Source organism: Nocardioides marinquilinus, from assembly GCF_039543705.1.
GTDB classification, from domain to species: Bacteria; Actinomycetota; Actinomycetes; order Propionibacteriales; family Nocardioidaceae; genus Nocardioides; species Nocardioides marinquilinus.
This window is the reverse complement of sequence record NZ_BAABKG010000003.1, coordinates 836620-863024: the sequence shown is the minus strand read 5'-3', so window position 1 is coordinate 863024 and position 26405 is coordinate 836620. Positions and strand designations below refer to the sequence as shown.

Sequence of the window (26405 nt, the reverse complement as noted above, 5' to 3'; positions counted from 1 at the left end):
CCGGCCCGCCTCAGTCGAGGCAGAACACGTTGCCCTCGGGGTCGGTCATCACGACGTGGCCCAGGCCCAGGGGCGGCGCCGGCTCGTGGCGCTCGACCCGGACGCCGCCGAGCGCGACGAGCCGGTCGCACTCGGCCTCCAGCGTCGCCATCCGCTCCTCGGCCTGCTGCCCGGGGGCGGCGCGGACGTCGAGGTGCACGCGGTTCCTCGCCGCCGCCCCCTCGGGCACGCGCTGGAAGAAGAGCCGGGGGCCGCGACCGGCGGGGTCGTGGCAGGCCGAGGCGTCGTTGCGACGCTCGGGCGGGACGCCGAACGCCTCCAGCGCGGCGTCCCAGTCGTCGAAGCCGTCGGGCGGCGGGTCGAGCTCGTAGCCGAGCACCGCGCACCAGAAGACCGACAGCGCCCGCGGGTCGGCGGCGTCGAAGGTCACCTGCACCTCGCGGCCCGCCGAGCCGCTCACCTGAGCGCCCCGTCGGTGTGCCGGGCGCGGTAGAGGTCGCGCAGCAGGCACACCTCGGCGAGGTGGTGGATGACCTCGCGGTGGATGTGCAGCACCAGCTCGAGGTACGGGTCCTCGGCGTGGTCGCCCTCCGACTCACCGACCGGCCGCGCGAGGCCCTCCTCGCCGAGCGCGGCGACGCCGTCCATCCAGGTGGCGTACTCGGCGTCGAGCTGGGCCAGGGCCTCGTCGGCGGTCGCGGCGTACTCGAAGCTCTCGTAGTCGACCGGGTCGCGGCCGAAGTGGGCGGCGTTGCGCACGGCCAGCACGCCGACGACCACGTGACCGAGGCGCCATGCGATCGTCGTGACCGGCGCCGGGTCGGGCTCGGGGACCTCGAAGTCGATGGTCATCGCCCCGACGCCGGCCTGGATCGGCGCGGTGCCGGTGCCGCGGGGCCGCACGTTCCACATCCCCGGCACGGGCTCCCAGAGGTACTCCTCGTCGGTGAGTCCGTCGAGGCGTGGGCGCACGTGCCCGTGCCACGCGAAGTCGAGCTGCCCGCGCAGCCGCCGGTTCCAGTCGGTGGTGGCCGTCGTCATGGCACCACCGTCGCACTGAAACCGGACCGTTCTGTTCCGCTATCGCTGGCATGCTGGTCGGGTGGCCGAGAACGGGACGACCGAGCGCGTGCTGCGGCTGCTCTCGCTGCTCACCTCGCGTGCGGGGTGGACCGGGCCCGAGCTGGCCGCCGAGCTGGGCGTGACCGACCGCTGCGTGCGCCGCGACGTCGAGCGGCTCCGCTCGCTCGGCTACCCCGTGGAGGCGAGCCAGGGCGTGGGTGGCGGCTACCGGCTCGGTGCCGGGAGAGCGCTGCCGCCGCTGCTGCTCGACGACGACGAGGCCATCGCGACGGCGGTCTCGCTGCGGCTGGCCGCGGGCGGCACGGTCTCGGGGGCCAGCGAGGCGGCGCTGCGCACCCTGGCCAAGCTCGACCAGGTGATGCCGCCGCGGCTGCGCGAGGAGGTGCGCACCCTGCAGGGCGCCACCGAGACGCTCACCGGCGGTGCGACGGCGGTCGACGGCGACGTGCTGATGCGGCTGGCGCGCGCCTGCCGTGACCGGGTGCGGGTGCGGTTCGGCTATGCCGCGCGCCAGACGGGGCCGACGGAGCGGACCGCCGAGCCGGTGAGGCTGGTGGCCACCGGACGCCGCTGGTACCTGCTGGCCTTCGACGTCGACCGCGACGACTGGCGCACCTTCCGGCTCGACCGGATGACCGACGTCGTCGCCACCACCTGGCGCTTCCGCGACCGCGAGCACCCCGACCCGGCGGCGTTCGTGCAGCGGTCGGTGACGGCCTCGCCCTACCGCCACGTCGCGCGGGTGCGGGTCGGCCGCCCGCCCGAGGACCTCCGCACGCTCGTGCCGCCCGGCGTCGGCGTGGTCGAGGACGACCCGGACGGCGTCCCCGGCTGGTCGCTGCTCACCACCGGCGGCGACGACCTCGGCGCGCTGGCCTTCCACCTCGCCCGCCTCGACGCGCCCCTCGACGTCCTCGAGCCGCCCGGGCTCGCCGACGCCGCCGTCGTCCTCGCGGACGCCCTCGCCCGCGTCTCGGGATAGATCGTCACCCCATCAACGTCCAGAACCCGTCCGGACGTTGATGGGGTGACGATCTACCCGCAACCTGACACCCTCAGGCGCCCCGACCACAGCAGGGCTCGACCCCACGGCGCACGGCACCGGCCGCGCCGGAGCGACCCCGAGGACGCCGTCAGTCCTTGTGGCTCTTGCCCGGGAGGTCGAGCATGCGCTGGAGGGCGACGAGGGCGTCGCGCTCGGTGTCGGGGTCCACCTCGATGCGGTTGGGCACGGTGCCGGCGACCAGCGACTCCATCGCCCACACGAAGTGGGGGAGGTCGATGCGGTTCATCGTCGAGCAGTAGCAGACGTCCTTGTCGAGGAAGAGGATGCGCTGCTCGGGGTGGGCCTTGGCGAGGCGCTGCACCAGGTTGAGCTCGGTGCCGATGGCCCAGGTCGAGCCGGGCGGGGCGGCCTCGACGGTCTTGATGATGAACTCGGTGGAGCCGACGAGGTCGGCCTCGAGCACGACCTCGTGGCGGCACTCGGGGTGCACCAGGATCTGCACGTCGGGGATGGTCGCGCGCAGCTCGTGGACGACGTCCGGGGAGAAGCGCCCGTGCACCGAGCAGTGGCCCTTCCACAGGATCATCCGGGCGTCGCGCAGCTGCTGCTCGGTGAGGCCGCCGCCGGGCAGCAGGGGGTTCCACACGACGCAGTCGTCGAGCGAGAGACCCATCTGCAGCACGGCGGTGTTGCGGCCGAGGTGCTGGTCGGGCAGGAACAGCACCTTGCTGCCCGCGCCCTTCTGCTCGAAGGCCCACTCGAGGGCGACCTCGGCGTTGGACGAGGTGCAGACGACGCCACCGTTGCGGCCGCAGAACGCCTTGATGTCGGCGCTGGAGTTCATGTAGGTGACGGGGACGACGTCGTCCTGGACGCCGGCGTCGGCGAGCGCACGCCAGGCGGCCTCCACCTGGGGCAGCCGCGCCATGTCGGCCATCGAGCACCCGGCGGCGAGGTCGGGCAGCACGACCTGCTGGTGCGGCGCGGTGAGGATGTCGGCCGACTCGGCCATGAAGTGCACGCCGCAGAAGACGATGAACTCGGCGTCGGGGCGGCCGGCGGCGTCGCGGGCCAGCTTGAAGGAGTCGCCGGTGACGTCGGCGAACTGGATGACCTCGTCGCGCTGGTAGTGGTGGCCGAGCACGAAGACCCGCTCGCCCAGCGCCTCCTTGGCGGCGCGGGCGCGGGCCACCAGGTCGGGGTCGGAGGCGGCCGGCAGGTCACCGGGGCACTCCACCCCCCGCTCGGAGCCACGGTCGGTGCCGCGGCCGAGCGGCAGCAGCGGGAGGTCGACGGTCGTCATGGTCACGATCCTAGGGAGGTCGGTGGGCGGACCCGCCCGGGCGAGCGTGTGCGAGGGTGACGGCCGTGCAACCAGGGCCGGTCCCGATCGCCTCCCACGTGGGCCTGCTGCGCACGAGCCACGGACCGGCCGACGTGCACCTCGACGACGAGGTGCTGCGGCTCGTCGTCCACGACGGCCCGCTGGCGCGGCTCGACCGGCACCGCCGCGTGCCGGTCGCGGTGGGCGCCGTCCTCGCCCTGACCGGGGTCTTCCTCGCCGGCACGGCGCAGGTGCTGGTGCTCCTGCTGGCCGGTCTCGCGCTCGCGGTCGGCTCCGTCGGCGTCGGCCGGACGCCGGCCACGCGCGTCGTCGACGTGCCGCGCGACGCCGTCCGCCCCGGCCCGGTGGCGGGCGGGCTGCGACCGCGGCTGGTCCTCGCCGGGCCCGACGGCGACCTGCGGCTGACCGGCTGGCCGTGGCGGCGCCGGGCGCTCGAGCGGCTCGCGGCCGCCCTCGGCGAGCAGGCCCGCTAGAGCAGCGACCCGTGGTGCAGGTAGGGCGCCGGCGGGTCCATGCCGCGCAGCGCGAGGTAGCCCGAGGTGTGCAGGGTCAGGCGGCACGCCGTCCCCACGTCGATCGCCCACGCGTTGGCCGCGGTGACGTGGCCGATCGTCTGCTCCTCCGGGCCGTCGGCGACCGCCGTCCACAGCACCCGCGCGGCCGTGCGCCGGTTCTGCGCCGCGAGCAGCACCACCTGGCCGTCGTCGACGTACGCGTAGCCGGTGCCGGTGGTGGTGTCGCTGACCAGCAGCCGGCAGCGGGCCTGCAGGAAGGCGTGGTCGGGCCCGTGCCCCGAGCCACGGCGGGCGCGGTCGACCGACTCGAGCAGGTCGGTGTCGGCGGGCGTGCCCTCGCGCACCTTCTCGCCGGTGCCGGGCGGGATCGCGCCGCGGTCGACGGGGCCGCGCAGCAGCATCTGCGGGTGCATCGTGAACCCGGCGACCAGGTAGCGGCGCACCGCGCCCGGGTCGGTCGACGACGACAGCATCCCCCGCAGGCAGCCGCGGCTGTGCTCGAGGGCGGCGTCGAGCAGCCGCCGTCCGAGGCCGCTGCCCTGCTGGTCGCCGCGCACCACGTAGGTGGCCAGGCACCAGGTGCCGTCGCGGCGCAGGCTGGTCGCGAAGCCCACCAGCGCGCCGTCCGGGCCGTCGGCGGCCCAGCAGCCGGCCGGGTCGGTCGCGACCAGGTGGCGGGTGCGCGCCGTCCAGCGCTCGGCGTGGCTGGCGCTGCGCGCCCGGGGCTCGGGCCAGTCGCGCGGGTGCGCGCGGCGGTCGAGCTCGAGGAAGACCTCCGACGACAGCCGCTCGGCCGCCGCCACGTCGTCCGCTCGCATCGGCCGGATCAGCACCTCGCTCACCCGGCCACCGTAGGAGTCGGGAGGAGTCGGCAGGATGGCGGTCATGCGAGTCCTGGTGGCGCCCGACAAGTTCGCCGGCACGCTGACCGCGGTCGAGGCGGCCGAGGCCATCGCCGAGGGGTGGCGCCGCCGGGCCCCGGACGACGAGCTCGACCTCGCCCCGATGGCCGACGGCGGCCCGGGCTTCGTCGACGTGCTGCACACCGCGCTCGGCGGCGAGGTGCACGTCGTCACGGTGACCGCCGTGCACGGCGAGCGGGTGCCGGCCACCGTGCTGCGGGTCGGCGACACCGCCTACGTCGAGAGCGCGCAGGCCTGCGGGCTGCACCTGGTCGAGGACCTCGAGGCCGGGGGTGTCGAGGTCGCCAGCACCACCGGCGTCGGCGAGCTCGTCGCCGCGGCCGTCGACGGCGGCGCCACCCGGGTCGTGGTCGGCCTGGGCGGCTCGGCCACCAACGACGGGGGAGCGGGCCTGCTCGCCGCCCTGGGCGCGACGTCCGACGGTGTCCTGGTCGAGGGTCCGGCCGGCTTCGGGCACCTGACCACCGTCGACCTCGCGCCGGCGCGCGAGCGGGTGGCCGGCGTCGAGCTGGTGCTGGCCAGCGACGTCGACAACCCGCTCACCGGCCTGTTCGGCGCCACCAAGACCTACGGGCCGCAGAAGGGCGTGCGCGAGGAGCGCATCGCCGAGATCGACGCCGCCCTCGAGCGGTTCGCCGTCGCCACCGACCGCCGCCTCTCGCTCGAGAAGGGCGCCGGCGCGGCGGGCGGGCTGGGCTACGGGCTGCTGTGCCTCGGAGCGCGGCGCGAGCCCGGCATCGCGCTGGTGGTGGACGCCGTCCGGCTGGCCGAGCGGGCCGCCGCGGCCGACCTGGTCGTCACCGGCGAGGGCGCCTTCGACTTCTCCAGCCGCTCCGGCAAGGTGCCCTACGGCGTCGCCGAGGTGGCCGCCGCGGCCCTGCGGCCGTGCGTCGCGCTGGCCGGGCAGGTGCTGGTCGGCTCGCGCGAGATGCGGGCGCTGGGGGTCGAGTCGGCCTACTCGATGGTCGACCTGGTGGGGGAGGAGCGCTCCTTCGCCGACCCCGCCGGGGCCCTGGCCGACCTCGCGGCGCGCGTGGCCCGCACGTGGTCCCGCCCGGCGTCGGAATAACCCGCCGTGTGCGACGATTGAGTCGCAGTAAGCCCCCAGCGTCCAACCCAGGGAGTCACGCGACATGACCGAGCAGGCCCAGACCACCGAGCGTCGTACCGACCAGATCAACCTCTCGGCGGTGGCGGCGGGCAAGGTGAAGAGCCTCCTCGAGCAGGAGGGCCGCGACGACCTGCAGCTGCGCATCTCGGTGCAGCCGGGCGGCTGCAGCGGCCTGCGCTACCAGCTGTTCTTCGACGAGCGCACCCTCGACGGCGACGTGGTCACCGACTTCGACGGCGTGGCCGTGGTGGTCGACCGCATGAGCGTCCCCTACCTCAACGGTGCCGAGATCGACTTCGTCGACACCATCGAGAAGCAGGGGTTCACCATCGACAACCCCAACGCCACCGGCTCCTGCGCCTGCGGCGACAGCTTCCACTGAGCTCGCAGGTCGAGACCACGCAGGGACCACGCAGACGCAACAGAGGCCCCGCCGGGAAACCGGCGGGGCCTCGTGCGTGCTGGAGACTCAGTCGACGTAGATCGCCGCGGCCAGGGCCGCGGCGGCCGCGCTGACCTCGAGCCCGCGCTTGGCCCGCTCACCCGGCTGCTCGTCGAAGTGCAGCGACGGCGCCGGCCGGACGACGCGGTCGACGGCCTGCCGCAGCCGCAGCTGCTCGCGCGTGGCGCGGGCGTCGGCGTCCATCTCGGCGAGGCTGGCGAGGTCGTCGTAGGAGCTCATGCCCTCGACGCTATTGGCTACCGATTGGTACGCGAAGCAGCGCGCTTATAGCGTGGTGGCCCGTGCCTCTGCTGATCGCAGGATCCATCGCCACCGACCACCTGATGACCTTCGGGGGCAGGTTCGCCGACTCGCTCGTGGTCGACCAGCTCGACAAGGTCTCGGTCTCCTTCCTGGTCGACGAGCTCGAGATCCGTCGCGGGGGTGTTGCGGCCAACATGGCCTTCGGTCTCGGCCGGCTCGGACTGCGCCCGGTGCTGGTCGGCGCGGCCGGCGACGACTTCGCCGACTACCGCTCCTGGCTGGAGCGCAACGGCGTCGACTGCAGCTCGGTGCGCATCTCCGAGACCCGCCACACCGCGCGGTTCGTGTGCACCACCGACCCCACCGGCGCGCAGATCGCCTCGTTCTACCCGGGCGCGATGAGCGAGGCCCGGCTGGTCGAGCTGGCCCCGATCGTGGCGCGGGTCGGCGAGCCCGACTACGTGCTCGTCGGTGCCGACGACCCCGACGGCATGCTGCGCCACACCGCGGAGTGCCGCCAGCGCGGCTACCCCTTCATCGCCGACCCCAGCCAGCAGCTGGCCTTCGGAGACGGCGAGATGATCCGGTCGCTGGTCGACGGCGCCACGATCCTGTTCTCCAACGAGTACGAGTCGCACATGATCGCCCAGAAGACCGGCTGGTCCGACGAGGAGGTGCTCGACCGTGTCGGCACCCAGGTCACCACGCTCGGCAAGGACGGCGTGCGCGTGCTGCGGCGCGGCGAGCCGACCATCGAGGTCCCGGCGGCGCCCGACGTCGTGGCGGTCGAGCCCACCGGGGTCGGCGACGCCTTCCGGGCCGGCTTCCTCGCCGCTCTCGAGTGGGGCCTCGACCTCGAGCGCGCCTGCCAGGTCGGCTGCGTGCTCGCCGCCTACGTCGTCGAGACGGTCGGCACCCAGGAGTACGCCTTCACGCCGTCGGAGTTCGTGACCCGCGTCGAGCAGTCCTACGGCGTCGACGCCGGCGCCGACGTGGCCAAGCACCTGGCCTGACGAGGGGCGCGCGAGCCCGCGAGCGCGGGCCCTCGTCGACGGTGGTCGAGCAAGCCGTCGCGGGCTGAGCCTGCGAGGCCCGTGAACCGGCGTGCCGAGACCCCCCGCAGCCGGTGCACCCGTGCCAACGGGAGCCGGGGCCGTCGTCAAGCCAGGTCGACCAGCGAACGCTTGCTCAGGCGGGGTCGGCGCGCAGCTCGGCGACGACCTCGGGCAGGGCCCGGCAGAGCACCTCGACGTCGTCGGCGGTGGTGGTGCGGGTCAGCGAGACCCGCACGTTGCCCTGGGTGAGCGCGCCCATGGCGGCCAGCACCCGGCTCGGCTCGAGGCTGGACGCCGTGCAGGCCGACCCGCTGGCGACGGCCAGGCCGCGCCGGTCGAGCTCGGCCACCAGGCGGTCGCCGCTGACGTAGAGCACCGAGAACGTCACCAGGTGCGGCAGCCGGCGGTCGGGGTCGCCGACCACGTCGACGTCCTCGAGCGACGCGGCGACCTCGCGCACGCGGGCGACGAGCGCGCGCTGTCGCGCCGCGACCTCGTCGCGCTCGGCCACCACGGCCTGCAGCGCGGCCGCCGCCGCGAGCGCGGCGGGCACGTTCTCGAAGCCGCTCGCGCGGTGGTCGGCGCGGTCGTCGTCGGGGAACGGTGACTCCCAGGCGGCCGAGCGGCGCACCAGCAGCACCCCGACGCCGGCGGGACCGCCCCACTTGTGCGCCGACCCGGCGGCGGCGTCCCAGCGGGCCGGGAGCGGACGGCGTCCCATCGAGGCGCAGGCGTCGACGAACAGCGGCACGCCGTCGGGCAGGCGCAGGTCGTCGACGTCCTGCACGGTGCCGACCTCGTGGTTGGCGCTCTGCAGCGCCGCGACGGCGACGTCGCCGCCGCGCGCCGCCCCGGCCAGCTCGTCGAGCCGCACCCGCCCCAGCGGGTCGGCGCCGACCTCGGTGGGCTCGCCCCACCACCGCGCCGCGTGGACGACGGCCGCGTGCTCGACCGCGGATTGCACCACCCGGCGTCCGACGTGCCGGCGGGCCTGCGCGAGCCCGAGCAGCCCGCGGTGGGTGGCCTCGGTGCCGGAGGCGGCGAAGGTGACCTCGTCGGGCCGCACGTCGAGCGCCTCGGCGGTCGCGGCGCGGGCGTTGTCGAGCAGCAGCCGGGCGTTGCGGGCCTCGTGGTGCAGCCGCCGCGGGTCGGCCCAGCCGGCGTCGAGCGCGGCGAGCAGCGTCTCGCGCGCGGCCGGGTGCAGGGGCTCGGACGACGCCGCGTCGAGATGACGTCGGGCGAGGCGCCCCGCCCCGCCGTCCCCGGTGGCCACCCTGCGAGCGTAATCACCCACCCAGCCGCCCGGCTGAGGGCGTGACCGCGATAGTCTGAGGAGGTTCCTGGCCGTCGTAGAGAAGGGCTCGTTCGTGGCTCTGTTGCTCCCGGAGCGTCGGGTCGCACCCCGGCGTGTGCGTCGTGCGGCCACGCTGGCCGTGCTGCTCGGCGCGGCGCTCGTCCTGGGCGGGTGCTCCTCCGACACCGAGGCCGGCCGTCTGGCCATGCCCTCACCCGTCACCGAGGAGGGCGAGCACACGCTCGCGCTGTGGCAGGGCGCCTGGATCGCGGCGCTGGCCACCGGCCTCGTCGTGTGGGGCCTGATCTTCTGGGTCGTGGTCCGCTACCGCCGTCGTCACGACGACGAGGTGCCGGTGCAGACCCGCTACAACCTCCCGCTCGAGATCTTCTACACGATCTTCCCGATCGTGATGGTCATCGTCTTCTTCGACCACACCATCAAGACGCAGAACGCCGTCTACGACCCCGACGCCGAGGCCCAGAACACGGTCTACGTCGTGGGCCAGCAGTGGTCGTGGACCTTCAACTACCCCGAGGAGACGGTCACCGACTCCGAGACGGGCGAGCAGGTCCAGGTCAACATCTACGAGTCCGGCACCGGCAACGACATCCCGGACCTCTACCTGCCGGTCGACGAGACCACCCGCTTCGAGCTGCGCACGCCCGACGTCATCCACGACTTCGGCGTCCCCGGCTTCCTGATCAAGATGGACGTCATGCCCGCGCAGGACAACTCCTTCGCGGTGACGCCCAAGGTCGAGGGCACATACGCCGGCAAGTGCTACGAGCTGTGCGGCGTCTACCACTCGCGCATGCTGTTCAACGTCAGGATCGTCGACGAGCAGGAGTTCCAGGACTACCTGCAGGCGCAGTACGACGCCGGCTTCTACTCCGAGGAGCCCGTCTGCGGCGGCAGCTACACCACCACCCAGGTCGGGCTCGAGGAGTCCAACGGCCAGGTCTGCGGAACGGACGAGGAGGACCAGTGACCGCCACCGTTCCCAACCCGGTGACCACGACGCCGGCACGCAAGCCCCTGGGCACGCAGGTCGTGCGGCTGCTCACCACCACCGACCACAAGGTCATCGGCCAGCTCTACCTGGCGACGTCGTTCGTCTGGTTCATCGTGGCCGGCCTGATGGCGATGATCATCCGCTCCGAGCTGGCCTTCCCGGGCCAGCAGGTCGTCAACGAAGAGCTCTACAACCAGCTCTTCACGATGCACGGCACGATCATGCTGCTGCTGTTCGCGACGCCGCTGTTCTTCGGCTTCGCCAACGTGATCATGCCGCTGCAGATCGGCTCGCCCGACGTCGCGTTCCCGCGCCTGAACATGTTCAGCTACTGGCTGTTCCTGTTCGGCAGCCTGATCACGGTCTCCGGCTTCCTGACCCCGAGCGGCGCGGCCAGCTTCGGCTGGTTCGCCTACACGCCGCTCTCGGACGCCGTCCGCTCGCCGGGCGTCGGCGGCGACCTGTGGATCATGGGCCTGTGGATGGCCGGCCTCGGCACCATCCTCGGCGCGGTCAACTTCATCACCACCATCATCTGCATGCGCGCGCCCGGCATGACGATGTTCCGGATGCCGCTGTTCGTCTGGAACACGCTGGTCACCAGCCTGCTCGTGCTGATCGCGTTCCCGGTGCTCGCCGGCGCGCTGCTCTCGCTCGAGGCCGACCGCCAGCTCGGCGCCCACGTCTTCGACACCGCCCACGGCGGCGCGATCCTGTGGCAGCACCTGTTCTGGTTCTTCGGGCACCCCGAGGTCTACATCATCGCGCTGCCGTTCTTCGGCATCGTCACCGAGATCCTGCCGGTCTTCAGCCGCAAGCCGATCTTCGGCTACGTCGGCCTGGTCGGCGCCACGCTCGGCATCGCCATCCTCTCGGTGGCGGTGTGGGCGCACCACATGTTCGTCACCGGCGCGGTCAACCTGGCCTTCTTCTCCGGCATGACGTTCCTGATCGCGGTGCCGACAGGAGTGAAGTTCTTCAACTGGATCGGCACGATGTGGGGGGGATCTCTGTCCTTCGACACCCCGATGCTGTGGTCGATCGGCTTCCTCACCACGTTCCTGTTCGGTGGCCTGACCGGCATCATCCTGGCCAGCCCGCCGCTCGACTTCCACGTCTCCGACTCCTACTTCGTGGTGGCGCACTTCCACTACGTCGTCTTCGGCACGGTGGTGTTCGCGATGTTCGCGGGCTTCTACTTCTGGTGGCCGAAGATGACCGGACGGATGCTCGACGAACGCCTGGGCAAGCTGCACTTCTGGATGCTGTTCGTCGGCTTCCACACCACGTTCCTGGTGCAGCACTGGCTCGGTGTCGAGGGCATGCCGCGGCGCTACGCCGACTACCTGCCCGGCGACGGCTTCACCACGCTGAACCAGATCTCGACGCTGGGCGCCTTCCTGCTCGGCGCCTCGACGCTGCCGTTCTTCTACAACGTCTACGTCTCGCGCAAGGCCCCGCTCGTCGAGGCCGACGACCCGTGGGGCTGGGGCCGCTCGCTCGAGTGGGCCACCAGCAGCCCGCCGCCGCGCCACAACTTCCACTCCATCCCGCGCATCCGTTCCGAGTCGCCGGCCTTCGACCTGCACCACCCCGAGGTCGCGGCCATCGAGCTCGAGGACAACGCCGCGGCGCGCGAGGGCCGGTTCGCCGACGCCCCCGACATGGAGGGTCGCGACACCCTGCTCAAGGAGCGGATGCAGACCGACACCGAGACCGACACCGGCCGCTCCGACGCCGGTGACGACGACATCGACGGAGGCGAGCGCCGATGAAGGCCGAGGCCTGGATCTTCGGGGTCACGACCGTCTTCCTGGTGCTGGTCACCCCCGCCTACTGGCTGGTCACCAGCGCCGGCAACACCGGCGGCGACTGGACCGGCACCTCGGCGCTGACCATGACGGGTCTGCTGACCCTCATGGTCACGCTCTACCTCGGCTTCCACGCCCGCAAGATGGACCCGCGGCCCGAGGACCGCAAGGAGGCCGAGATCGCCGACGGTGCCGGCGAGCTGGGCTTCTTCCCGCCCTACTCGTGGTGGCCGCTGTGGTGCGCCGCCACCCTGGGCCTGATGGTCTTCGGCGTGGCCGCGGCTGCCTGGTGGCTGCTGATCATCGGCGGCGTGCTGGGGGCCGTGGCGCTCTCCGGGTTGATCTTCGAGTACTACCGCGGCGGGCACGCGCACTGACGCTGGTCGCTTGACGCAGGTCACACCGGGCGGGCTGCAACTTAACCGCGTCGGGTCGCGTCGTAGATAACAGGAACCGACCTCCGGCCGGTTACCCTGAAATCACCGACCCCCACGCGATCCCACGCGCTTCCTCACCGTCCTTTGGAGTCGTCCATGTCCGTGCGTCGTCTCGGCCGCGCCCGTGCCACCGCCGTCCTCGCCGCGCTCGCCACCGTCTCGTGCCTGTCCCTGACGGCCTGCAGCTCCGGTTCCGACGACCCCCAGGGTGACGGCGGGTCCGGCGGCGACACCGCCGCGGGTTCCGGCTCCGGCGACACCGCCGCCGACGACGGCGGCTCGCAGCAGGTGGACGACGACGGCTCGAGCGGCGACGACGCCGCCAGCCCGGTGTTCTCGACCAACGTGGGCAAGGGCGCGAGCGACGTCCCCGTCTCGACCCTGGTCGAGGTCGGTGTCGACGGCGGCACGCTGTCCTCGGTCACCGTGTCCTCCTCCGAGGGCGAGGTGGCCGGCGAGCTCAACGACGACGGCAGCAGCTGGACGGCGTCCGAGCGGCTCGAGCCGGGCACGACCTACAAGGTCGTCTCGGTCGCCGACAACGACAGCGGCGAGGCCAAGGAGCGCATGCGCTTCACGACCGCCGACCTGAGCCTCGACCAGCAGATCTACCCCTCGGTGGCGCCGCTGGACGGCGAGACCGTCGGCGTCGGCATGCCGGTCATCGTGACCTTCGACCTGCCGGTCACCGACCGCAAGGCGTTCGAGAAGAACATGTCGGTCACCTCCGAGCCCGCGCAGCAGGGCTCGTGGCACTGGCTGAGCGACAACGAGGCGCACTGGCGGCCCAAGACCTACTGGCGCCCCGGCACCAAGGTGCACGTCGACGTCGACGTCAACGGCGTCGACGCGGGCAACGGCCTCTACGGCCAGGAGGACCGCGAGATCGACTTCACCACCGGCGACGCGCACATCTACCAGGTCGATGCCGACACCCACCAGATGAAGGTGTTCTCCAACGGCAAGCTGCTGCGCACCATCCCGATCACGACCGGCGAGGAGCCGGACTACACGACGCGGTCGGGCGTGAAGGTCATCGTCGAGAAGTTCGAGTCCAAGCGCATGAACTCCGAGACCGTCGGCATCACCGGTTCCGAGGCCTACGACATCGACAACGTGCAGTACGCGATGCGCCTGACCTACTCCGGCGAGTTCATCCACGCCGCCCCGTGGTCGGTCGCCTCCCAGGGCAACGCCAACGTCTCCCACGGCTGCACGGGCATGAGCACCGAGAACGCCGCCTGGCTCTACCAGATGACCCGCCGCGGCGACGTCGTCGAGTACACCGGCACCGACAAGCCCATGACCCTCGACAACGGCTACGGCGACTGGAACGCCTCCTTCAAGAACTACGAGCAGGGCTCCGCACTCGCCTGACGCTGACCCGTCAGACATGTCTGACGGGTCAGCGTGCCTGTGGATGACGAACGCGGGCCGGACGCCGTCCGGGCACGATCTCGTCCATGGCGAGACCCACGACGTACCGGCAGCTGCTCGAGATCCGCGACGGGTTGCCGCGTGACCGACCGTTCACCGCGTCGGAGAGCGATGCGCTGGGTGTGCCGAACCGGCTACGCCGACTGCTGCTCGGCGCCGGGCTGCTGCGGCGGGCCGTGCCGGGCGTCTTCCACGCGCCCGAGCTGAAGGACTCCCTCGACCTGCGCTTGCAGATGCTCAGGCTCGTGGTGCCGGCCGATTGCGTCGTCACCGACCGGACCGCCGCGTGGCTCTGGGGTGCCCAGATGGTGCTGGCGCCGGGGGACCACCTGCAGGTGCCACGGATCTCGGTCTTCGCACCGCCCGGCCGGCGGCTGCGCAACGGGCTCAGTGCCAGCGGCGAGCGGCAGCTCGCCGACGTCGATGTCGCCGAGGTCTCGGGGTTGCAGGTCACCACGCCGTTGCGCAGCGCGTGCGACCTGGCGCGGTTGCTGCACCGTGACCAGGCGATCGGGACCATGGACGCTCTGGCCCGTCTCGGCACCTTCTCGGTCGACCGCCTCGTCCTCGAGCTCGATCGCTTCAAGGGCTACCGAGGCGTCATCCAGGCCCGCATGCTCGCTCCGCTCGTCGACGCCCGCGCGGAGTCGCCCATGGAGAGCGTGACCCGGCTGCGGTGGCACGATGCCGGCCTGCCGTGGCCCGAGTGCCAGGTCGAGGTGGCCGGGCCCGACGGCCCCTACTTCGTCGACGTCGGTCGACGCGAGGAGCGCTTCGGCGTCGAGTACTTCGGCGAGGAGTTCCACGGCGAGACCGAGGCGGAGCACGACGCCGACCGCCTCGACTGGCTCCGCGGCCGCAGGCAGTGGCACATCGTCGTCGCCGGCCGCGCCGACGTCATCGGCCCTCGCCAGTCCCTCGACCTCGTGCTACGCCTCGAGTGGCACGCGCACGGTCGACCCGTCAGACATGTCTGACGGGTCAGCGTCGAATCGCGGTCGACCCGTCAGACATGTCTGACGGGTCAGCGAGGAGGCTGCGGACACGGGGGATGACCTCGCGGCCGTAGAGCTCGATGCAGCGGAGGAGGTGGGGGTGGGGCTGGGGGCCGTTGGAGTACTTGAGGTCGAACCGGTCGAGGCCGAGGGTGGCGACGGTGCGCGCGATGCGGCGGGCGACGGTCTCGGGGGAGCCGACGTAGAGGGAGCCGTGGTCGGCCTCGGTGTCGAACTGCTCGCGCGAGGTGGGGCCCCAGCCGCGCTCGCGGCCGATGCGGTCGCGGTTGGCCTTGAAGTGCGGCCAGAGCAGCTCGCGGGCCTCGTCGTCGGTGTCGGCGACGAAGCCGGGGGAGTGGACGCCGACCGGCAGCCGCAGGCCGTCGTGCAGCTCGTCGGTGGCGCGGTGCCACAGCTCGACGTAGGGCTCGAAGCGGGCCGGGTCGCCGCCGATGATGGCGAGCATCAGCGGGATGCGGTAGCGGGCGGCGCGCACGACCGACTCGGGTGAGCCGCCGACACCCACCCAGGCGCGCAGCGGGCCGTGCTCCAACGGCGGGTGGACGACGACGTCGCTCACCGCGGCACGCGTGCGGCCGCCCGGCCAGGACGCCGGCCCGTCGGCGTCGCGCAGCGCGGCGAACAGGTCGAGCTGCTCAGAGAACAACGTCTCGTAGTCGGCCAGGTCGAGGCCGAACAGCGGGAAGGACTCGGTGAACGAGCCCCGGCCCAGCGTCACCTCGGCGCGTCCGTTCGAGACGGCGTCCAGGGTGGCGAAGCGCTCGTGCACGCGCACCGCGTCGTCGCTGCTGAGCACGGTGACCGCGGTGCCGAGCAGGATGCGCGAGGTGCGCGAGGCGATCGCGGCGAGGACGACGTCGGGCGCCGAGATGGCGTAGTCGTCGCGGTGGTGCTCGCCGAGCCCGATGGCGTCGACGCCGACCTCGTCGGCCAGGACGGCCTGCTCGACGACGTCACGCACCACCTGCGACGACGCCACGCGCCGACCGTCGAGGTCGACCGTGACGTCGCCGAAGGTGTCGAGGCCGAGCTGGACCTCGGCGTCTGACATGGGGTGCCTCTCGATCAGTGGTCGCCGCGCAGCGGCTTGCCCTCGATCGACTGGTGCCCGTCGAACTGGTGCCCGTCGGCCGCGTGGCCGTCGAGCGAGGCGGTGAGCGCGTGCTCGTGCTCGGCGTGGTGCCGTGCCTCCTCGAGCTCGGCCGCGGTGGGCTTCTGCACGTTGTCGGCGAACATCAGCGTCGAGAGCTTCGCACGGACGCCGTCGAGACGGCCCCCGGGCGCAGCCACGCCGTTCGCGTCGACCCGGTCGGGGTCGGCGGTGAACACCTCGTCGCGGTCACGTGCCGTGAGGCGGTAGGCCTCGGTGCTGCTGATCGGCAGGTGACGCTCGCTGTAGCCGCCCTCGGGCGAGCGCATGATCACGCCCGTCTCGTAGCCGTGGAGCAGCTTGTCCTTGTCGTGACGCTGCAGGGAGATGCACCAACGGCGGGTGATGATGAAGGCGATCAGCGGGCCGAGGAAGATCATCACCCGCATGAAGTAGGTGATCTGGTTGATCGACAGGTGCAGCTTGATCGCGATGATGTCGTTGCCGCCGGCGGCCCAGGCCAGACCGTAGAACGTCATCAGCGAGACCATCAGCGCGGTGCGCGTCGGGTGGTCGCGGGGGCGCTGCAGCAGGTGGTGGTCGCGCTTGTCCTTGGTGATCCACCCCTCGATGAAGGGCAGCAGGAGCACGATCATCAGCATCAGCGGCGGCATGATCAGGATCGGGATCATGACGTTCCACGAGATCGTGTAGCCGCCGATCACCGACTCCCAGCCGGGGATGATGCGCAGCAGGCCGTCGGGCCAGCCCATGTACCAGTCGGGCTGGGAGCCGGCGGTGACCTTGGTCGGGTCGTAGGGCCCGTACTTCCACACCGGGTTGATCGTCAGCAGACCGCCCATGACGGCGCAGATGCCGAAGACGATGAAGAAGAAGCCACCGGCCTTGGCGGCGTACACCGGCAGCATCGGGTAGCCGACGACGTTCTGCTCGGTGCGGCCGGGACCAGGCCACTGGGTGTGCTTGTGGTAGACGAGCAGCAGCATGTGGGCCGCGATCAGCCCCAGCAGCAGGCCCGGGATCAGCAGCACGTGGACGATGTAGAGCCGCGGGATGATCGACTCGCCGGGGAACTCGCCGCCGAAGAGGAAGAACGACATGTAGCTGCCGACCACCGGGGTGGCCTTCAGGAAGCCGTCGGCGGCGCGGATGCCGGTGCCGGAGAGCAGGTCGTCGGGCAGCGAGTAGCCGGTGAAGCCCTCGAGCGTGCCGAGGAACAGCAGCAGGACGCCGATGACCCAGTTGAGCTCACGCGGCTTGCGGAACGCTCCGGTGAAGTAGACCCGGAGCATGTGGATCATCATCGCGGCGATGAAGATCATCGCGGCCCAGTGGTGCATCTGGCGCATCAGCAGGCCGCCGCGCACGTCGAACGAGAGCCGCAGGGTGGAGGAGAGCGCCTCGGACATCTCCACGCCCCGCATCGGGTCGTAGGAGCCCTGGTACTCGACCTCGCCCATGCTCGGCACGTACCAGAGCGTCAGGAACACGCCCGAGAGCAGCAGGACGACGAAGCTCCACAGCGCGATCTCGCCCAGCATGAACGACCAGTGGTCGGGGAAGACCTTGCGCAGGTTCTTCTTCATGGCCGTGCCGAGGCCGAGGCGGTCGTCGGCCCACGTGGCGACGGCGCCGGCCTTGCCCGGCTTCTTCAGCGTGGCGGCAGTGGTGTTGCTGTCGGCCACCTTGCTCGTGTCGACGGTCATTTCTCACGACTCCAGTAACTGGGCCCGACGGGCTGTTGGAAGTCACTCTGGGCGACGAGGTAACCCGCGTCGTCCAGCTTGAGTGGTAGCTGGGGCAACGGGCGCCCGGCCGGTCCGAAGATGACCTTGGCCGAGTCGGACAGGTCGAAGGTGGACTGGTGGCACGGGCACAGCACGTGGTGGGTGGTGCGCTCGTAGAGCGAGATCGGGCAGCCGACGTGGCTGCAGATCTTGGAGAAGCACAACACACCGTCGACGATCCAGTCCTCACCCTGCGAGGACTTGATGTCGTCGGGCTCCATCTTCACCAGGATGACCGCGGCCTTGGCCTTGGCCACCTGCAGCTCGACGCCCTCGAGGTCGAGCAGGCCGTCGGGGATGCCGTTGACGAGGTCGCCGACCTCGATGTCGGTGGGGCGGATCGGGGTGCCGATGACGTCGCGGACGACGCGCACCTCGGGCCGCACGCCCCACAGGGTGTGCTCGAGGCCGGTGCCCTCCTCGGCGTTCGCCACCTGGCCCGGGGTGGGGCCGAGGTCGCGCAGCATGATCACGGCCGGGAGCGGCAGGATCGCCACAGCGCCGAGCAGCGAGCGCCGGATGAGCGGACGCCGCGCGATGCCGGACTCCTCGAGGCCGGTGTTGAGCGCCTCGACGGTGGCCGCGCGGTCCTCGTCGGAGGAGCGCGAGGGGTGGCGCATCTCGACGATCTCGTGGTCGGCCATGAGCTTGCGGGCCCACTGGATGATGCCGACGCCGATGAGGATCAGCGCGATGCCGAGGCACATGCCGAGCGCCAGCGTGGAGGCGCCGAGCCCGCCGAAGGTGTCCCAGCTGTCGCCGATCTCGATGGCGAAGTAGGCCACCACGAACAGCACGGTGAAGACGGCCGAGAGGCCGAAGAGCGTGGAGACCTGCCGCTCGGCGCGCTTGGCGGCGTCCTCGTCGACGTCGGTGGGCCGCCAGGTGTGCTCGGGCAGGCCCGGGTTGGCGATCGGCTCGTCGGCGACCGGGAGGTGGGAGTCGTGCCCGTCACCCTCGCCGTGGACGGGCTCGCCGCCGGGGTGCTTGTCGAGCTGGGTCATGCCTGCGCTCCCCCTTCGGAGCCGGGTGCCGGCTTCTTCCGGTCGGTACGAGTGGTGTGGGCCGCGATCCAGATCGCGAACCCGACGAGGCCGCCGATGCCGACGACCCAGGCGAACAGGCCCTCGCTCACGGGGCCGAGGCTGCCGAGGCCGAAGCCGCCGTAGTTGGGCTGCTCGGCGGTCTCCTGCAGGTAGGTGATGAGCTCGGCCTTCTGCTGCGGCGGGATGTTGCCCTCGGAGAAGACCGGCATCTGCTGCGGCCCGGTGAGCAGCGCCTCGTAGATGTAGCGGGCGGGGACGCCGCGGATGGTGGGCGCGTAGCCGCCGCGGGGCATCGCGCCGCCGGAGCCGTCGTAGTTGTGGCAGGCGGTGCAGTTGGTTAGGAAGACCTGGCCGCCGCGCGAGATGGCCTCCTCGCGCTCGTCGTCGGTGAGGTCGTCGGGCAGCGTGTAGGCGCTCTCGTCGGGCACGGCGGGGCCGGTGCCGAGCGAGGCGACGTAGGCGGCGAGCTGGTCGATCTGCTCCTGGTCGTAGACCGGAGGCTTGCGCTCGGCCTGCTGACCGGGCTGCACCATCGGCATGCGGCCGGTGCCGACCTGGAAGTCGACCGACGCCGCGCCGACGTTGGTGAGCGCGGGGCCGTACTGGGTGCCGCTCGCGGTGAGCACGCCCTCGCCGTTCTGGCCGTGGCAGAACGAGCAGCCCACGAGGAACAGCTCGCGGCCGGCCGCGATCTGCTCGTCGTCCGGGGCGGCCTCGTCGGCCGTGGCGCCCGGGGAGAGCAGGGAGTAGGCGCCGCCGGTGAGCAGCAACGCCAGGAGCAGCACCACCAGTCCGGCCAGCGGCCCGCGGCGATGCCTCGAGATCCGTCCGGCGGAGCGGTTGATCAGGCGCATGTGGTCCCTGTCTCTCAGGTCAGCGGATCAGGTAGATCGTGGCGAACAGCCCGATCCACACGACGTCGACGAAGTGCCAGTAGTACGAGACGACGATCGCGCTGACCGCCTGCTCGTGGGTGAACTTGCGGGCCAGGTAGGTGCGGCCCAGGACGAAGAGGAAGGCGATCAGTCCGCCGGTGACGTGCAGGCCGTGGAAGCCGGTCGTCAGGTAGAACATCGAGCCGTAGGCCGAGGAGCCGATCGTGATGCCCTCGTGGACCAGCTCGGCGTACTCGAAGGCCTGGCCGCCGATGAAGATGGCGCCCATCACGTAGGTGAGGATGAACCACTCGCGCAGGCCCCACTTGCGGAAGTCGAGCAGTCCGCCCGAGCGGCCCACCTGACCGCGCTCGGCCGCGAAGACGCCGAGCTGGCAGGTCAGCGACGACAGCACCAGGATCGTGGTGTTGACCGAGGCGAACGGGATGTTGAGCGCCTCGGTGTTCTCCGCCCACAGCTCGGGGCTGACCGAGCGGATCGTGAAGTACGACGCGAAGAGCGCGGCGAAGAACATCAGCTCGCTCGAGAGCCAGATGATGGTCCCTACGGCCACCATGCTCGGGCGGTCGTGATGCCCGTGCAGGCGGGAGGCGGGGATCGTCGCAGTGGTCGCCACGAGTTCATTATGGACCGCCCGACCGCCCGGAGCAGCATGCCCCCCGGGTGATCGGCGTCCGTACAGTGGCGGTTGTGGGACATCTCTCGTCGGGACCGCTGACCGGGGCGGTCGTGGCACCCCTGCGGGACCTCTCCGCGGCCGCCGCCGAGGCCCTCCCGCCGCCCTCGTTCGGGGCCTTCTTCGAGCAGTGGTCGCTGGCCCCGGTGCCCCTCGTGCTGACCGTCTGGGCGGTGGGCCTGTACCTGCTCGGCGTGGCCCGGCTGCGCCGGCGCGGCGACCGCTGGCCGATCGGTCGCACGCTCTCGTTCGTGGTCGTGGGCATGGGCTCGTTCTACGTCGCGACGTCGTCCGGGCTGGCGGCCTACGACACCGTGCTGGTGAGCGTGCACATGGTCCAGCACATGGTGCTGTCGATGGTCGTGCCGCTCGCCCTGGCGCTCGGGGCGCCGGTCACCCTCGCCCTCCGCACGCTGCCGGGGACGCCGCGGCGGTGGCTGCTCGCCGCCCTGCACTCGCGCGCGGCCCGGGTGCTCTCGTTCGCGCCGCTGGCCTTCGTGCTCTACATCGCCTCGCCGTGGGCGCTGTACTACTCCGGCTGGTACCGCGCCTCGCTGGAGTCGGTGTGGGTGCACGAGGCCATGCACGTGCACCTCGTGGCGGTCGGGGCGCTGTTCTTCTGGCCGCTCATGGGCATCGACCCGCTGCCGGGCCGGCTCGGCTACCCGTTCCGGGTGCTGCTGACGGTGCTGACGCTGCCGTTCCACGCCTTCCTGGGCGTCTCGATCATGGGCGCCACGACGCTGTTGGGCGGCGACTGGTACCCGCGGCTCTCCGACGGCCCCATGGGCTCGTGGCTGCCCGACCCCCTCGCCGACCAGGAGCTCGCGGGCGGGTTGCTGTGGGCCTCCGGGGACGCCGTGGGGCTGGTGTTCTTCGTCGTCCTGTTCGTGCAGTGGGTGCGCTCCTCGCAGTCGGAGGCCCGGCGGGAGGACCGGCGGCTCGACCTGCTCGAGGCCCGGGAGGCCAAGCGCGCGGAGGTCGCGGCCGCGGGGTCGTCGGCGGGGTCGCCCGCGGGGGAGTGAGAGGGTCCGGCGCGTACTCACTACGATGAGTGCCGTGGTTGACGCGCAGGCCCCGGAGGCCCGTCTCAAGGTGCTGGTCTACAGCGACGACGTCACGGTGCGGCAGAGCGTCATCCTCGCGCTCGGACGCCGTCCGCACCCCGACCTGCCGGAGGTCGAGTACGTCGAGGTGGCCACCGAGCCGGTGGTGATCTCCACGATGGACTCCGGCCAGATCGCGCTGGCCATCCTCGACGGTGAGGCCGTGCCCGCGGGCGGGATGGGCATCGCCAAGCAGCTGAAGGACGAGATCTTCCGCTGCCCGCCGGTGCTCGTGCTCACCGGCCGCCCGCAGGACGCGTGGCTGGCCACGTGGTCGCGGGCCGAGGCGGCCGTGCCGCACCCCATCGACCCGATCCAGCTGGCCGAGGCGGTCGTGGGCCTGCTGCTGCCGCGCCTGCCCGCCCAGACCTGAGCCCCGGACGGAGCGGCTCGTGAGCAGGTGGCCCGAGGTGCTCGGGGCCCTCGTCGGGCGCGTCGACCTCACCGCCGAGCAGGCGCAGTGGGCGATGGGCGAGATCCTCGAGGGCGAGGCGACGCCGGCCCAGGTGGCGGGCTTCGCCGTCGCGCTGCGGGCCAAGGGCGAGACGGCCGCGGAGGTCGGCGGCCTCGCCGACGCCATGTACGCCCGCCGGACGCCGATCGAGGTGCCCGGCCGGCTGCTCGACGTCGTCGGCACCGGCGCCGACCGCTCCAACTCGGTCAACATCTCCACGATGGCCGCGATCGTCGCCGCCGGCGCGGGCGCGACCGTGGTCAAGCACGGCAACCGCTCGGCGTCCTCGCAGTGCGGCAGCGCCGACGTGCTCGAGGAGCTCGGCGTCCGCCTCGACCTCAGCCCCGAGCGGGTGGCCGCCGCCGCGGTCGAGGCCGGCATCACCTTCTGCTTCGCCGCCGCGTTCAACCCGGCGATGCGCCACACCGCCGGCCCCCGGCGCGAGCTCGGCATCGGGACGACGTTCAACTTCCTGGGCCCGCTCGCCAACCCCGTGCGGCCGGCCGCCCAGGCGATCGGCTGCGCCGACCCGCGGATGCTGCCGGTGATGGCGGGCGTCTTCGCGGCCCGCGGCGCCGACGCGTGGGTCTTCCGCGGCGACGACGGTCTCGACGAGCTGACCACGACCACCACCTCGCACGTCTGGGTGGCCACCGGGGGAGAGGTGAGCGGACCGGTGACCGTCGACCCGCGCGCGCTCGGCCTCGGGCCGGCCACCGCCGAGGACCTGCGCGGTGCCGACGCCGCCTACAACGCCGAGGTCGTGCGCCGGGTGCTGGCGGGAGACGCCGGACCCGCGCGCGACGCCGTCGTCCTCAACGCCGGGGCGGCGCTCGCCGTCCACGCGGCGCCGGGCGAGCCGGTGCTCGAGGCGCTCGCCGCCGGGATGACGCGCGCGGCCGAGGCGATCGACTCCGGGGCGGCGCAGGCGACGCTCGAGCGGTGGGTGGCGAGCGCTACCGCTTCGTGACGGTGAGCCGCGCCGAGCGCGTCGACGCCGTGGCCTGGGCGCCGCCGGAGTAGACCGCCTTGACGGTGTGCTTGCCGGCCTTGAGCAGCGGCAGCCGGGTCGTGGCGGTGGTGCCGCGCACCGTGACCTTCGCCAGCTTGCGGGTGCCGTCGTAGAAGGTGACGGTGCCGCCGGCGCCCGCCAGGCCCGACGCGGCGACCGTCGCCGTCGCGGTCACGCGCTGCTTCGTAGTCGCCGGGGACGGCGTGAGGGTGAGCGCGGTGGTGGTGCGCACCTTGTTCACGGTCACGCTGCGGCTGGCCGCGGTGCCGGGGTCGTGGTCGGCGGCGCGGGCGGTGACGACGACGTGCAGCCGCCGGGCGGCGTCCACGGCCGTGACGGCGTAGGTCGAGCGCACCGCGCCGGGGACCGCGACGCCGTTGCGGAACCACTGGTAGGTCAGGGAGGCCGGCCCCGACCACGTGCCGGGGTCGGCCGTGAGCGTGTTGCCGGGCGCCGGGCGACCGGTGACGACCGGCCGATCGAGCGCGACGAGGGCGCCGGCGTTCGTGACCGACACGGGGTCGCTCGCAGCCGAACCGTCCTCGCGGCCGGTGAGCGTGGCCTTCTCGACCACGTGCACCTGCCGGCCGACGTCGTCGGAGACGAGCCGGTAGGTCGTGCTCGTGGCGCGCGAGATCGCGACGCCGTCGCGGTACCACTGGTAGGTCAGCCGCGGACCGTCCGACCACGAGCCGGGGGCGACCGTCAGTGTCTTGCCCACGACGGGATCGCCGTCGATGGCTGGGGGGTAGGCCGCGACGAGGGCGTCGCCGACGACGCCTCGGATCGGGTCACTGGTCGACGACGCGTTGCGGTAGCCGGTGAGCGCGCCGGTCGCGCGGACCGTGAGGTCCTTGTCGCGGTCGGCGGCCGTGACGGTGTAGGTCTCGCCCGTCGCCCCGCTGATGACCGAGGTGCCGCGATACCACTGGTAGGTGGTGGTCTCGGCGGGCGGGTCGAAGGTGGGTGCCGACAGGCGCAGCTCGGTGCCGACCTTGCCGCTGCCGCTGATCGTGACCGGGGTCGCGACGGCGGGCGGGTCGACGACCACGAAGGTGCGCCACGGTGAGGCACCGAGGTCCTTGCCGGCCGCGTCGATGGCGACGACCCGCCACTGGGCTGTCCCGGCCGGCAGGGCGCTGGTCGGGGCCCACGCCGTGGCCCGGGTGCTCACGCTCTCGGCCAGGCTGCCGGTGGTCTCCCCGGGCTTGCGGCGCTCGAAGCGGTAGGACGTCGCGCGCGGGTCGGGCAGCCAGCTGAAGAGTCCGCCGGTCGGCTCGACCAGGGCGCCGTCGTCCGGTGACGCCGTCGCGACCGGCAGCGCGTCGACGGTGAAGGTGCGGTAGTCGGTCCACTCGCCCGCCAGGTTCTTGGCGTCGACGCGGCGCACGCGCCAGCGGTAGGGCTCGGTGGACGCAGGCAGCGGGGTGGTGGGGGCCCAGGAGGTGTACTTGATCTGCTTCTGGCTGACCACGGTCGTCGGCCCGGCCATGATCTCGAGCTCGTAGGCGCCCGCGAAGGCGAGCGGATCCCAGCTGAAGGTCAGGTCGCTGCCCAGCGGGCCGCCGGACCCCGGGGTGAGCAGGGTCGGTCGGGGCGAGCGCTTCTCGAAGCGACGGGCCTCGCTCCAGACCGACGGGTTGCCGGTGCCGTCGTTGGCACGCACCCGCCAGTGGACGTAGCCCTCGGGGTAGGTGGAGGCCGGGGAGGTGTAGGTCGTCTCGTCGACCGTCGCGGTCTCGATCCGGCTGGTGAAGAGGGGGTCGAGGGAGGTCTCGACCGTGTAGGTCTGGGCCTCCGTGCCCGCCGGGGTCGCCAGCGACGAGGTGTCGTCGGCCGGACGTGGCGCGCGCAGGGTGTCCAGGTACGGCGTCCAGTCGAGCGTGACGTCGTCGGACACGAGGGCGTCGGTCGCCGGGCTGAGCAGGCGGGGCGCGAGGGTCTTCTTGGCGAACGACGTCTTCGGGTACTCGATCGGGGCGCAGGTCTGACCGCACGGCTGCACGACCCAGAAGTAGGCGGACCCGGCCTGGCTGTCGGGCAGCGTCTTGGTGAAGGTGTACATCGGCTGCGGCACCGAGACCTTGTCGAAGCCGGGGACGACGTTCGTCAGCTCGCGGTCGTGGGCGAGGGTCAGCAGGTAGCCGACGGCGCCGGGCACCGGGTCCCAGCTGAGGACCGGGGTCTGGCGCAGGTCGACGCACGTCGCGGGGATCGTGGCGGTGCACGCGTCCCGCCCCGGTCCGACGAGGGTCGACGTCCCGTCCATGGCGGCGGCGTGCCCGGTGACCTGCGACGTCGTGAGGGAGCCCGCCGGAGCAGGGACGGGCGACGGGGACGGCTGGTAGGTGAACGCGGTGAGCGGCTGGGCGATGAGGTCGGTGATCACCGACGACGGCCCGTCGGTGGCCCTGACCTTCCACGTGTACTCGCCGGCCTTGCTGGGCACGCACGCCGCCAACGTGGTGTGGACGGTCTGCACACCGCACACCTGCCTGCCGGTGTCGTCCCACATCAGCACCTCGTAGCGACTGGCGCGCTCGATCGCGTTCCACTGCAGGAAGAACGGAGCCGAGCCGTCGACGACGCCACGTGGGTGCACGAGCGTGGGCTGGTCGGGCCACGCCCGGCGCAGCCGCCACGGGGTGTCGGGCCACGGCGAGGCCTTGCCGCTGGCGTCGACCGCGCGGACCCGCCAGAAGTACTCGTCGTTGTTGAGGGTCGACCCGGCCGACCACTGGGTCGCCACGATGCCGGTGGGCGAGGCCTTCATGGTCGCCGTGCCGAAGGCGTCGTCGGTGTTGACCTGCAGCTCGTAGGTGACCGCGCCCTCGACGGGCTCCCAGTCGAGGACGACGTCGCGCACGCTGGTCTCGAAGGTGTCGTCCGGCGCGGTGCGCCTGACCTGGGGCAGGCCGTCGACGACGTAGGGGCGGGAGTCAGACCAGGCGGTCCAGTAGCCCGAGCTCAGCTCGGCCCGGACCCGCCAGTAGTACTGGCCCGTCGTCGGGTACGACGTGAGGTAGGCGGCCGTCGTCCGCTGGGTGCTGCTGACGATGCCACCGGGATCGGTGAAGAGCGGGTCGCGGCCGGTCTGCACGACGTACGACGTCGCGCCGGCGACCGGCTCCCAGGTGAAGTACGGCGCCTCCGGGGCCTGGAAGTGCGCGTCGGGCTGCGGGCGCACCATGACGGGTGCACGGGTGGCGGCGGGCGCGAACGAGCTCGAGGTGTAGTCACCGGTGCCGGCGGCCGACTTCGCGCGGACCCGCCACCACACGCCGTCCGTCGGCAGCTGCACGGTGGGCACGTAGCGCACGTTGGTCGTCGACACGACGCTGCCGATGCGGGTGGCGGAGGTGAACTCCGAGCTGCGCGAGAGCTCGACGTCGTAGCCGGTGGCGCCGGGCACGCGGGTCCACGACAGCACCGGGATGGCGGCGTCGGTGGCGGCGAGGCCGCTGGGGGAGTCGAGGGCCTGGGCGGGCCGGGCGGGGCCGAGGGCGACGAGGCCCGCGGCGACCACGAGTCCGGCGAGGAGGGTGGGGAGGCGGCGGAGCATG

The 26405-nt window shown here is 72.4% G+C and carries 25 protein-coding genes; 13 read left to right on the top strand and 12 right to left on the bottom strand.

Translation table 11 applies throughout. The annotated features are described in order from the left end of the window. Positions 1-10: 10 nt before the first annotated feature. Both ABEA04_RS15240 and ABEA04_RS15235 read right to left on the bottom strand, forming a co-directional pair. Positions 11-460, bottom strand: coding sequence for a VOC family protein (locus ABEA04_RS15240; RefSeq protein WP_345460205.1), 450 nt, complete (start codon positions 458-460; stop codon positions 11-13). Further along, on the bottom strand, positions 457-1041 hold the full coding sequence (locus ABEA04_RS15235; protein ID WP_345460202.1) for a DinB family protein: 585 nt from the start codon (positions 1039-1041) through the stop codon (positions 457-459). Before ABEA04_RS15235 ends, ABEA04_RS15240 begins: the two co-directional genes overlap by 4 nt. A 61-nt stretch (positions 1042-1102) precedes the next feature. Between ABEA04_RS15235 and ABEA04_RS15230 the strand changes: the two genes are divergently transcribed. After that, positions 1103-2065 (top strand): helix-turn-helix transcriptional regulator, encoded by a 963-nt coding sequence (locus tag ABEA04_RS15230; RefSeq protein WP_345460200.1) that lies wholly within the window; start codon positions 1103-1105, stop codon positions 2063-2065. A gap of 151 nt (positions 2066-2216) precedes the next feature. Here ABEA04_RS15230 and nadA read toward each other — a convergent pair whose 3' ends face one another. Then, positions 2217-3392, bottom strand: a complete 1176-nt coding sequence (gene nadA, locus ABEA04_RS15225; protein WP_345460197.1) for a quinolinate synthase NadA — start codon at positions 3390-3392, stop codon at positions 2217-2219. 65 nt (positions 3393-3457) lie between these two features. On the opposite strand from nadA, the gene ABEA04_RS15220 reads away from it, so the two are divergent. Next, on the top strand, positions 3458-3907 hold the full coding sequence (locus tag ABEA04_RS15220; RefSeq protein WP_345460194.1) for a hypothetical protein: 450 nt from the start codon (positions 3458-3460) through the stop codon (positions 3905-3907). On the opposite strand, the gene ABEA04_RS15215 is transcribed toward ABEA04_RS15220, so the two are convergent. Next, positions 3904-4791 (bottom strand): GNAT family N-acetyltransferase, encoded by an 888-nt coding sequence (locus tag ABEA04_RS15215; protein WP_345460192.1) that lies wholly within the window; start codon positions 4789-4791, stop codon positions 3904-3906. The two genes, ABEA04_RS15220 and ABEA04_RS15215, sit on opposite strands and share 4 nt — an antisense overlap. Positions 4792-4834: 43 nt before the next feature. Between ABEA04_RS15215 and ABEA04_RS15210 the strand changes: the two genes are divergently transcribed. Beyond that, entirely contained in the window at positions 4835-5941 is a 1107-nt protein-coding gene (locus ABEA04_RS15210) for a glycerate kinase family protein (protein WP_345460190.1), read from the top strand. A gap of 64 nt (positions 5942-6005) precedes the next feature. Then, the gene (erpA, locus tag ABEA04_RS15205) at positions 6006-6365 is read left to right on the top strand and encodes an iron-sulfur cluster insertion protein ErpA (RefSeq protein ID WP_345460187.1); all 360 of its coding nucleotides are present in this window, start codon (positions 6006-6008) and stop codon (positions 6363-6365) included. Between the two features lie 87 nt (positions 6366-6452). Here the strand turns inward: erpA and ABEA04_RS15200 are convergent, their stop codons facing one another. After that, the gene (locus ABEA04_RS15200; protein ID WP_345460184.1) at positions 6453-6665 is read right to left on the bottom strand and encodes a hypothetical protein; all 213 of its coding nucleotides are present in this window, start codon (positions 6663-6665) and stop codon (positions 6453-6455) included. A gap of 62 nt (positions 6666-6727) precedes the next feature. On the opposite strand from ABEA04_RS15200, the gene ABEA04_RS15195 reads away from it, so the two are divergent. After that, complete coding sequence (locus tag ABEA04_RS15195; RefSeq protein WP_345460182.1) at positions 6728-7702, top strand: carbohydrate kinase family protein; 975 nt, start codon at positions 6728-6730, stop codon at positions 7700-7702. A 175-nt stretch (positions 7703-7877) separates the two neighbouring features. Here the strand turns inward: ABEA04_RS15195 and ABEA04_RS15190 are convergent, their stop codons facing one another. Next, a complete protein-coding gene (locus ABEA04_RS15190; RefSeq protein ID WP_345460179.1) occupies positions 7878-9017 on the bottom strand; it encodes a cysteine desulfurase family protein in 1140 nt (379 codons plus the stop codon). Between the two features lie 94 nt (positions 9018-9111). Here ABEA04_RS15190 and ctaC point away from each other — a divergent pair, with 94 nt between their 5' ends. From ctaC to ABEA04_RS15165, 5 genes are all read left to right on the top strand, one after another. Further along, on the top strand, positions 9112-10029 hold the full coding sequence (gene ctaC, locus ABEA04_RS15185) for an aa3-type cytochrome oxidase subunit II (RefSeq protein ID WP_345460176.1): 918 nt from the start codon (positions 9112-9114) through the stop codon (positions 10027-10029). Then, a complete protein-coding gene (gene ctaD, locus ABEA04_RS15180) occupies positions 10026-11828 on the top strand; it encodes an aa3-type cytochrome oxidase subunit I (protein WP_345460173.1) in 1803 nt (600 codons plus the stop codon). Before ctaC ends, ctaD begins: the two co-directional genes overlap by 4 nt. Beyond that, positions 11825-12241, top strand: a complete 417-nt coding sequence (locus ABEA04_RS15175; RefSeq protein WP_345460170.1) for a cytochrome c oxidase subunit 4 — start codon at positions 11825-11827, stop codon at positions 12239-12241. The genes ctaD and ABEA04_RS15175 overlap by 4 nt, the downstream gene beginning before the upstream one ends. 156 nt (positions 12242-12397) lie before the next feature. After that, entirely contained in the window at positions 12398-13678 is a 1281-nt protein-coding gene (locus ABEA04_RS15170; RefSeq protein ID WP_345460167.1) for a L,D-transpeptidase, read from the top strand. 86 nt (positions 13679-13764) lie between these two features. Further along, a complete protein-coding gene (locus ABEA04_RS15165) occupies positions 13765-14715 on the top strand; it encodes a hypothetical protein (protein WP_345460164.1) in 951 nt (316 codons plus the stop codon). 4 nt (positions 14716-14719) lie between these two features. Here the strand turns inward: ABEA04_RS15165 and ABEA04_RS15160 are convergent, their stop codons facing one another. The 5 genes from ABEA04_RS15160 to ctaE are packed head-to-tail and all read right to left on the bottom strand — an operon-like array spanning position 14720 to position 20210. Then, positions 14720-15805, bottom strand: a complete 1086-nt coding sequence (locus ABEA04_RS15160; RefSeq protein ID WP_345460162.1) for an LLM class flavin-dependent oxidoreductase — start codon at positions 15803-15805, stop codon at positions 14720-14722. A 14-nt stretch (positions 15806-15819) separates the two neighbouring features. Next, complete coding sequence (gene qcrB / locus ABEA04_RS15155) at positions 15820-17571, bottom strand: cytochrome bc1 complex cytochrome b subunit (protein ID WP_345460159.1); 1752 nt, start codon at positions 17569-17571, stop codon at positions 15820-15822. Continuing rightward, positions 17568-18656, bottom strand: coding sequence for a cytochrome bc1 complex Rieske iron-sulfur subunit (gene qcrA / locus ABEA04_RS15150; protein WP_345460156.1), 1089 nt, complete (start codon positions 18654-18656; stop codon positions 17568-17570). Before qcrA ends, qcrB begins: the two co-directional genes overlap by 4 nt. Then, positions 18653-19552: a cytochrome bc1 complex diheme cytochrome c subunit gene (gene qcrC / locus ABEA04_RS15145; protein WP_345460153.1), complete on the bottom strand. Its 900-nt coding sequence runs from the start codon at positions 19550-19552 to the stop codon at positions 18653-18655. Before qcrC ends, qcrA begins: the two co-directional genes overlap by 4 nt. A 19-nt stretch (positions 19553-19571) precedes the next feature. Then, positions 19572-20210: an aa3-type cytochrome oxidase subunit III gene (ctaE, locus tag ABEA04_RS15140; RefSeq protein ID WP_425577036.1), complete on the bottom strand. Its 639-nt coding sequence runs from the start codon at positions 20208-20210 to the stop codon at positions 19572-19574. A gap of 113 nt (positions 20211-20323) precedes the next feature. Here ctaE and ABEA04_RS15135 point away from each other — a divergent pair, with 113 nt between their 5' ends. The 3 genes from ABEA04_RS15135 to trpD are packed head-to-tail and all read left to right on the top strand — an operon-like array spanning position 20324 to position 22800. Then, on the top strand, positions 20324-21295 hold the full coding sequence (locus tag ABEA04_RS15135; protein ID WP_345460150.1) for a cytochrome c oxidase assembly protein: 972 nt from the start codon (positions 20324-20326) through the stop codon (positions 21293-21295). A 25-nt stretch (positions 21296-21320) separates the two neighbouring features. Beyond that, positions 21321-21749 carry an Rv3143 family two-component system response regulator gene (locus tag ABEA04_RS15130; RefSeq protein ID WP_425577035.1) on the top strand — a complete coding sequence of 143 codons (429 nt, stop codon included), beginning with the start codon at positions 21321-21323 and terminating at the stop codon, positions 21747-21749. 19 nt (positions 21750-21768) lie between these two features. Next, entirely contained in the window at positions 21769-22800 is a 1032-nt protein-coding gene (gene trpD / locus ABEA04_RS15125; RefSeq protein ID WP_345460144.1) for an anthranilate phosphoribosyltransferase, read from the top strand. Here the strand turns inward: trpD and ABEA04_RS15120 are convergent. Continuing rightward, entirely contained in the window at positions 22787-26404 is a 3618-nt protein-coding gene (locus ABEA04_RS15120) for an Ig-like domain repeat protein (protein WP_345460142.1), read from the bottom strand. The genes trpD and ABEA04_RS15120 overlap by 14 nt on opposite strands. Position 26405: the final 1 nt, after the last annotated feature.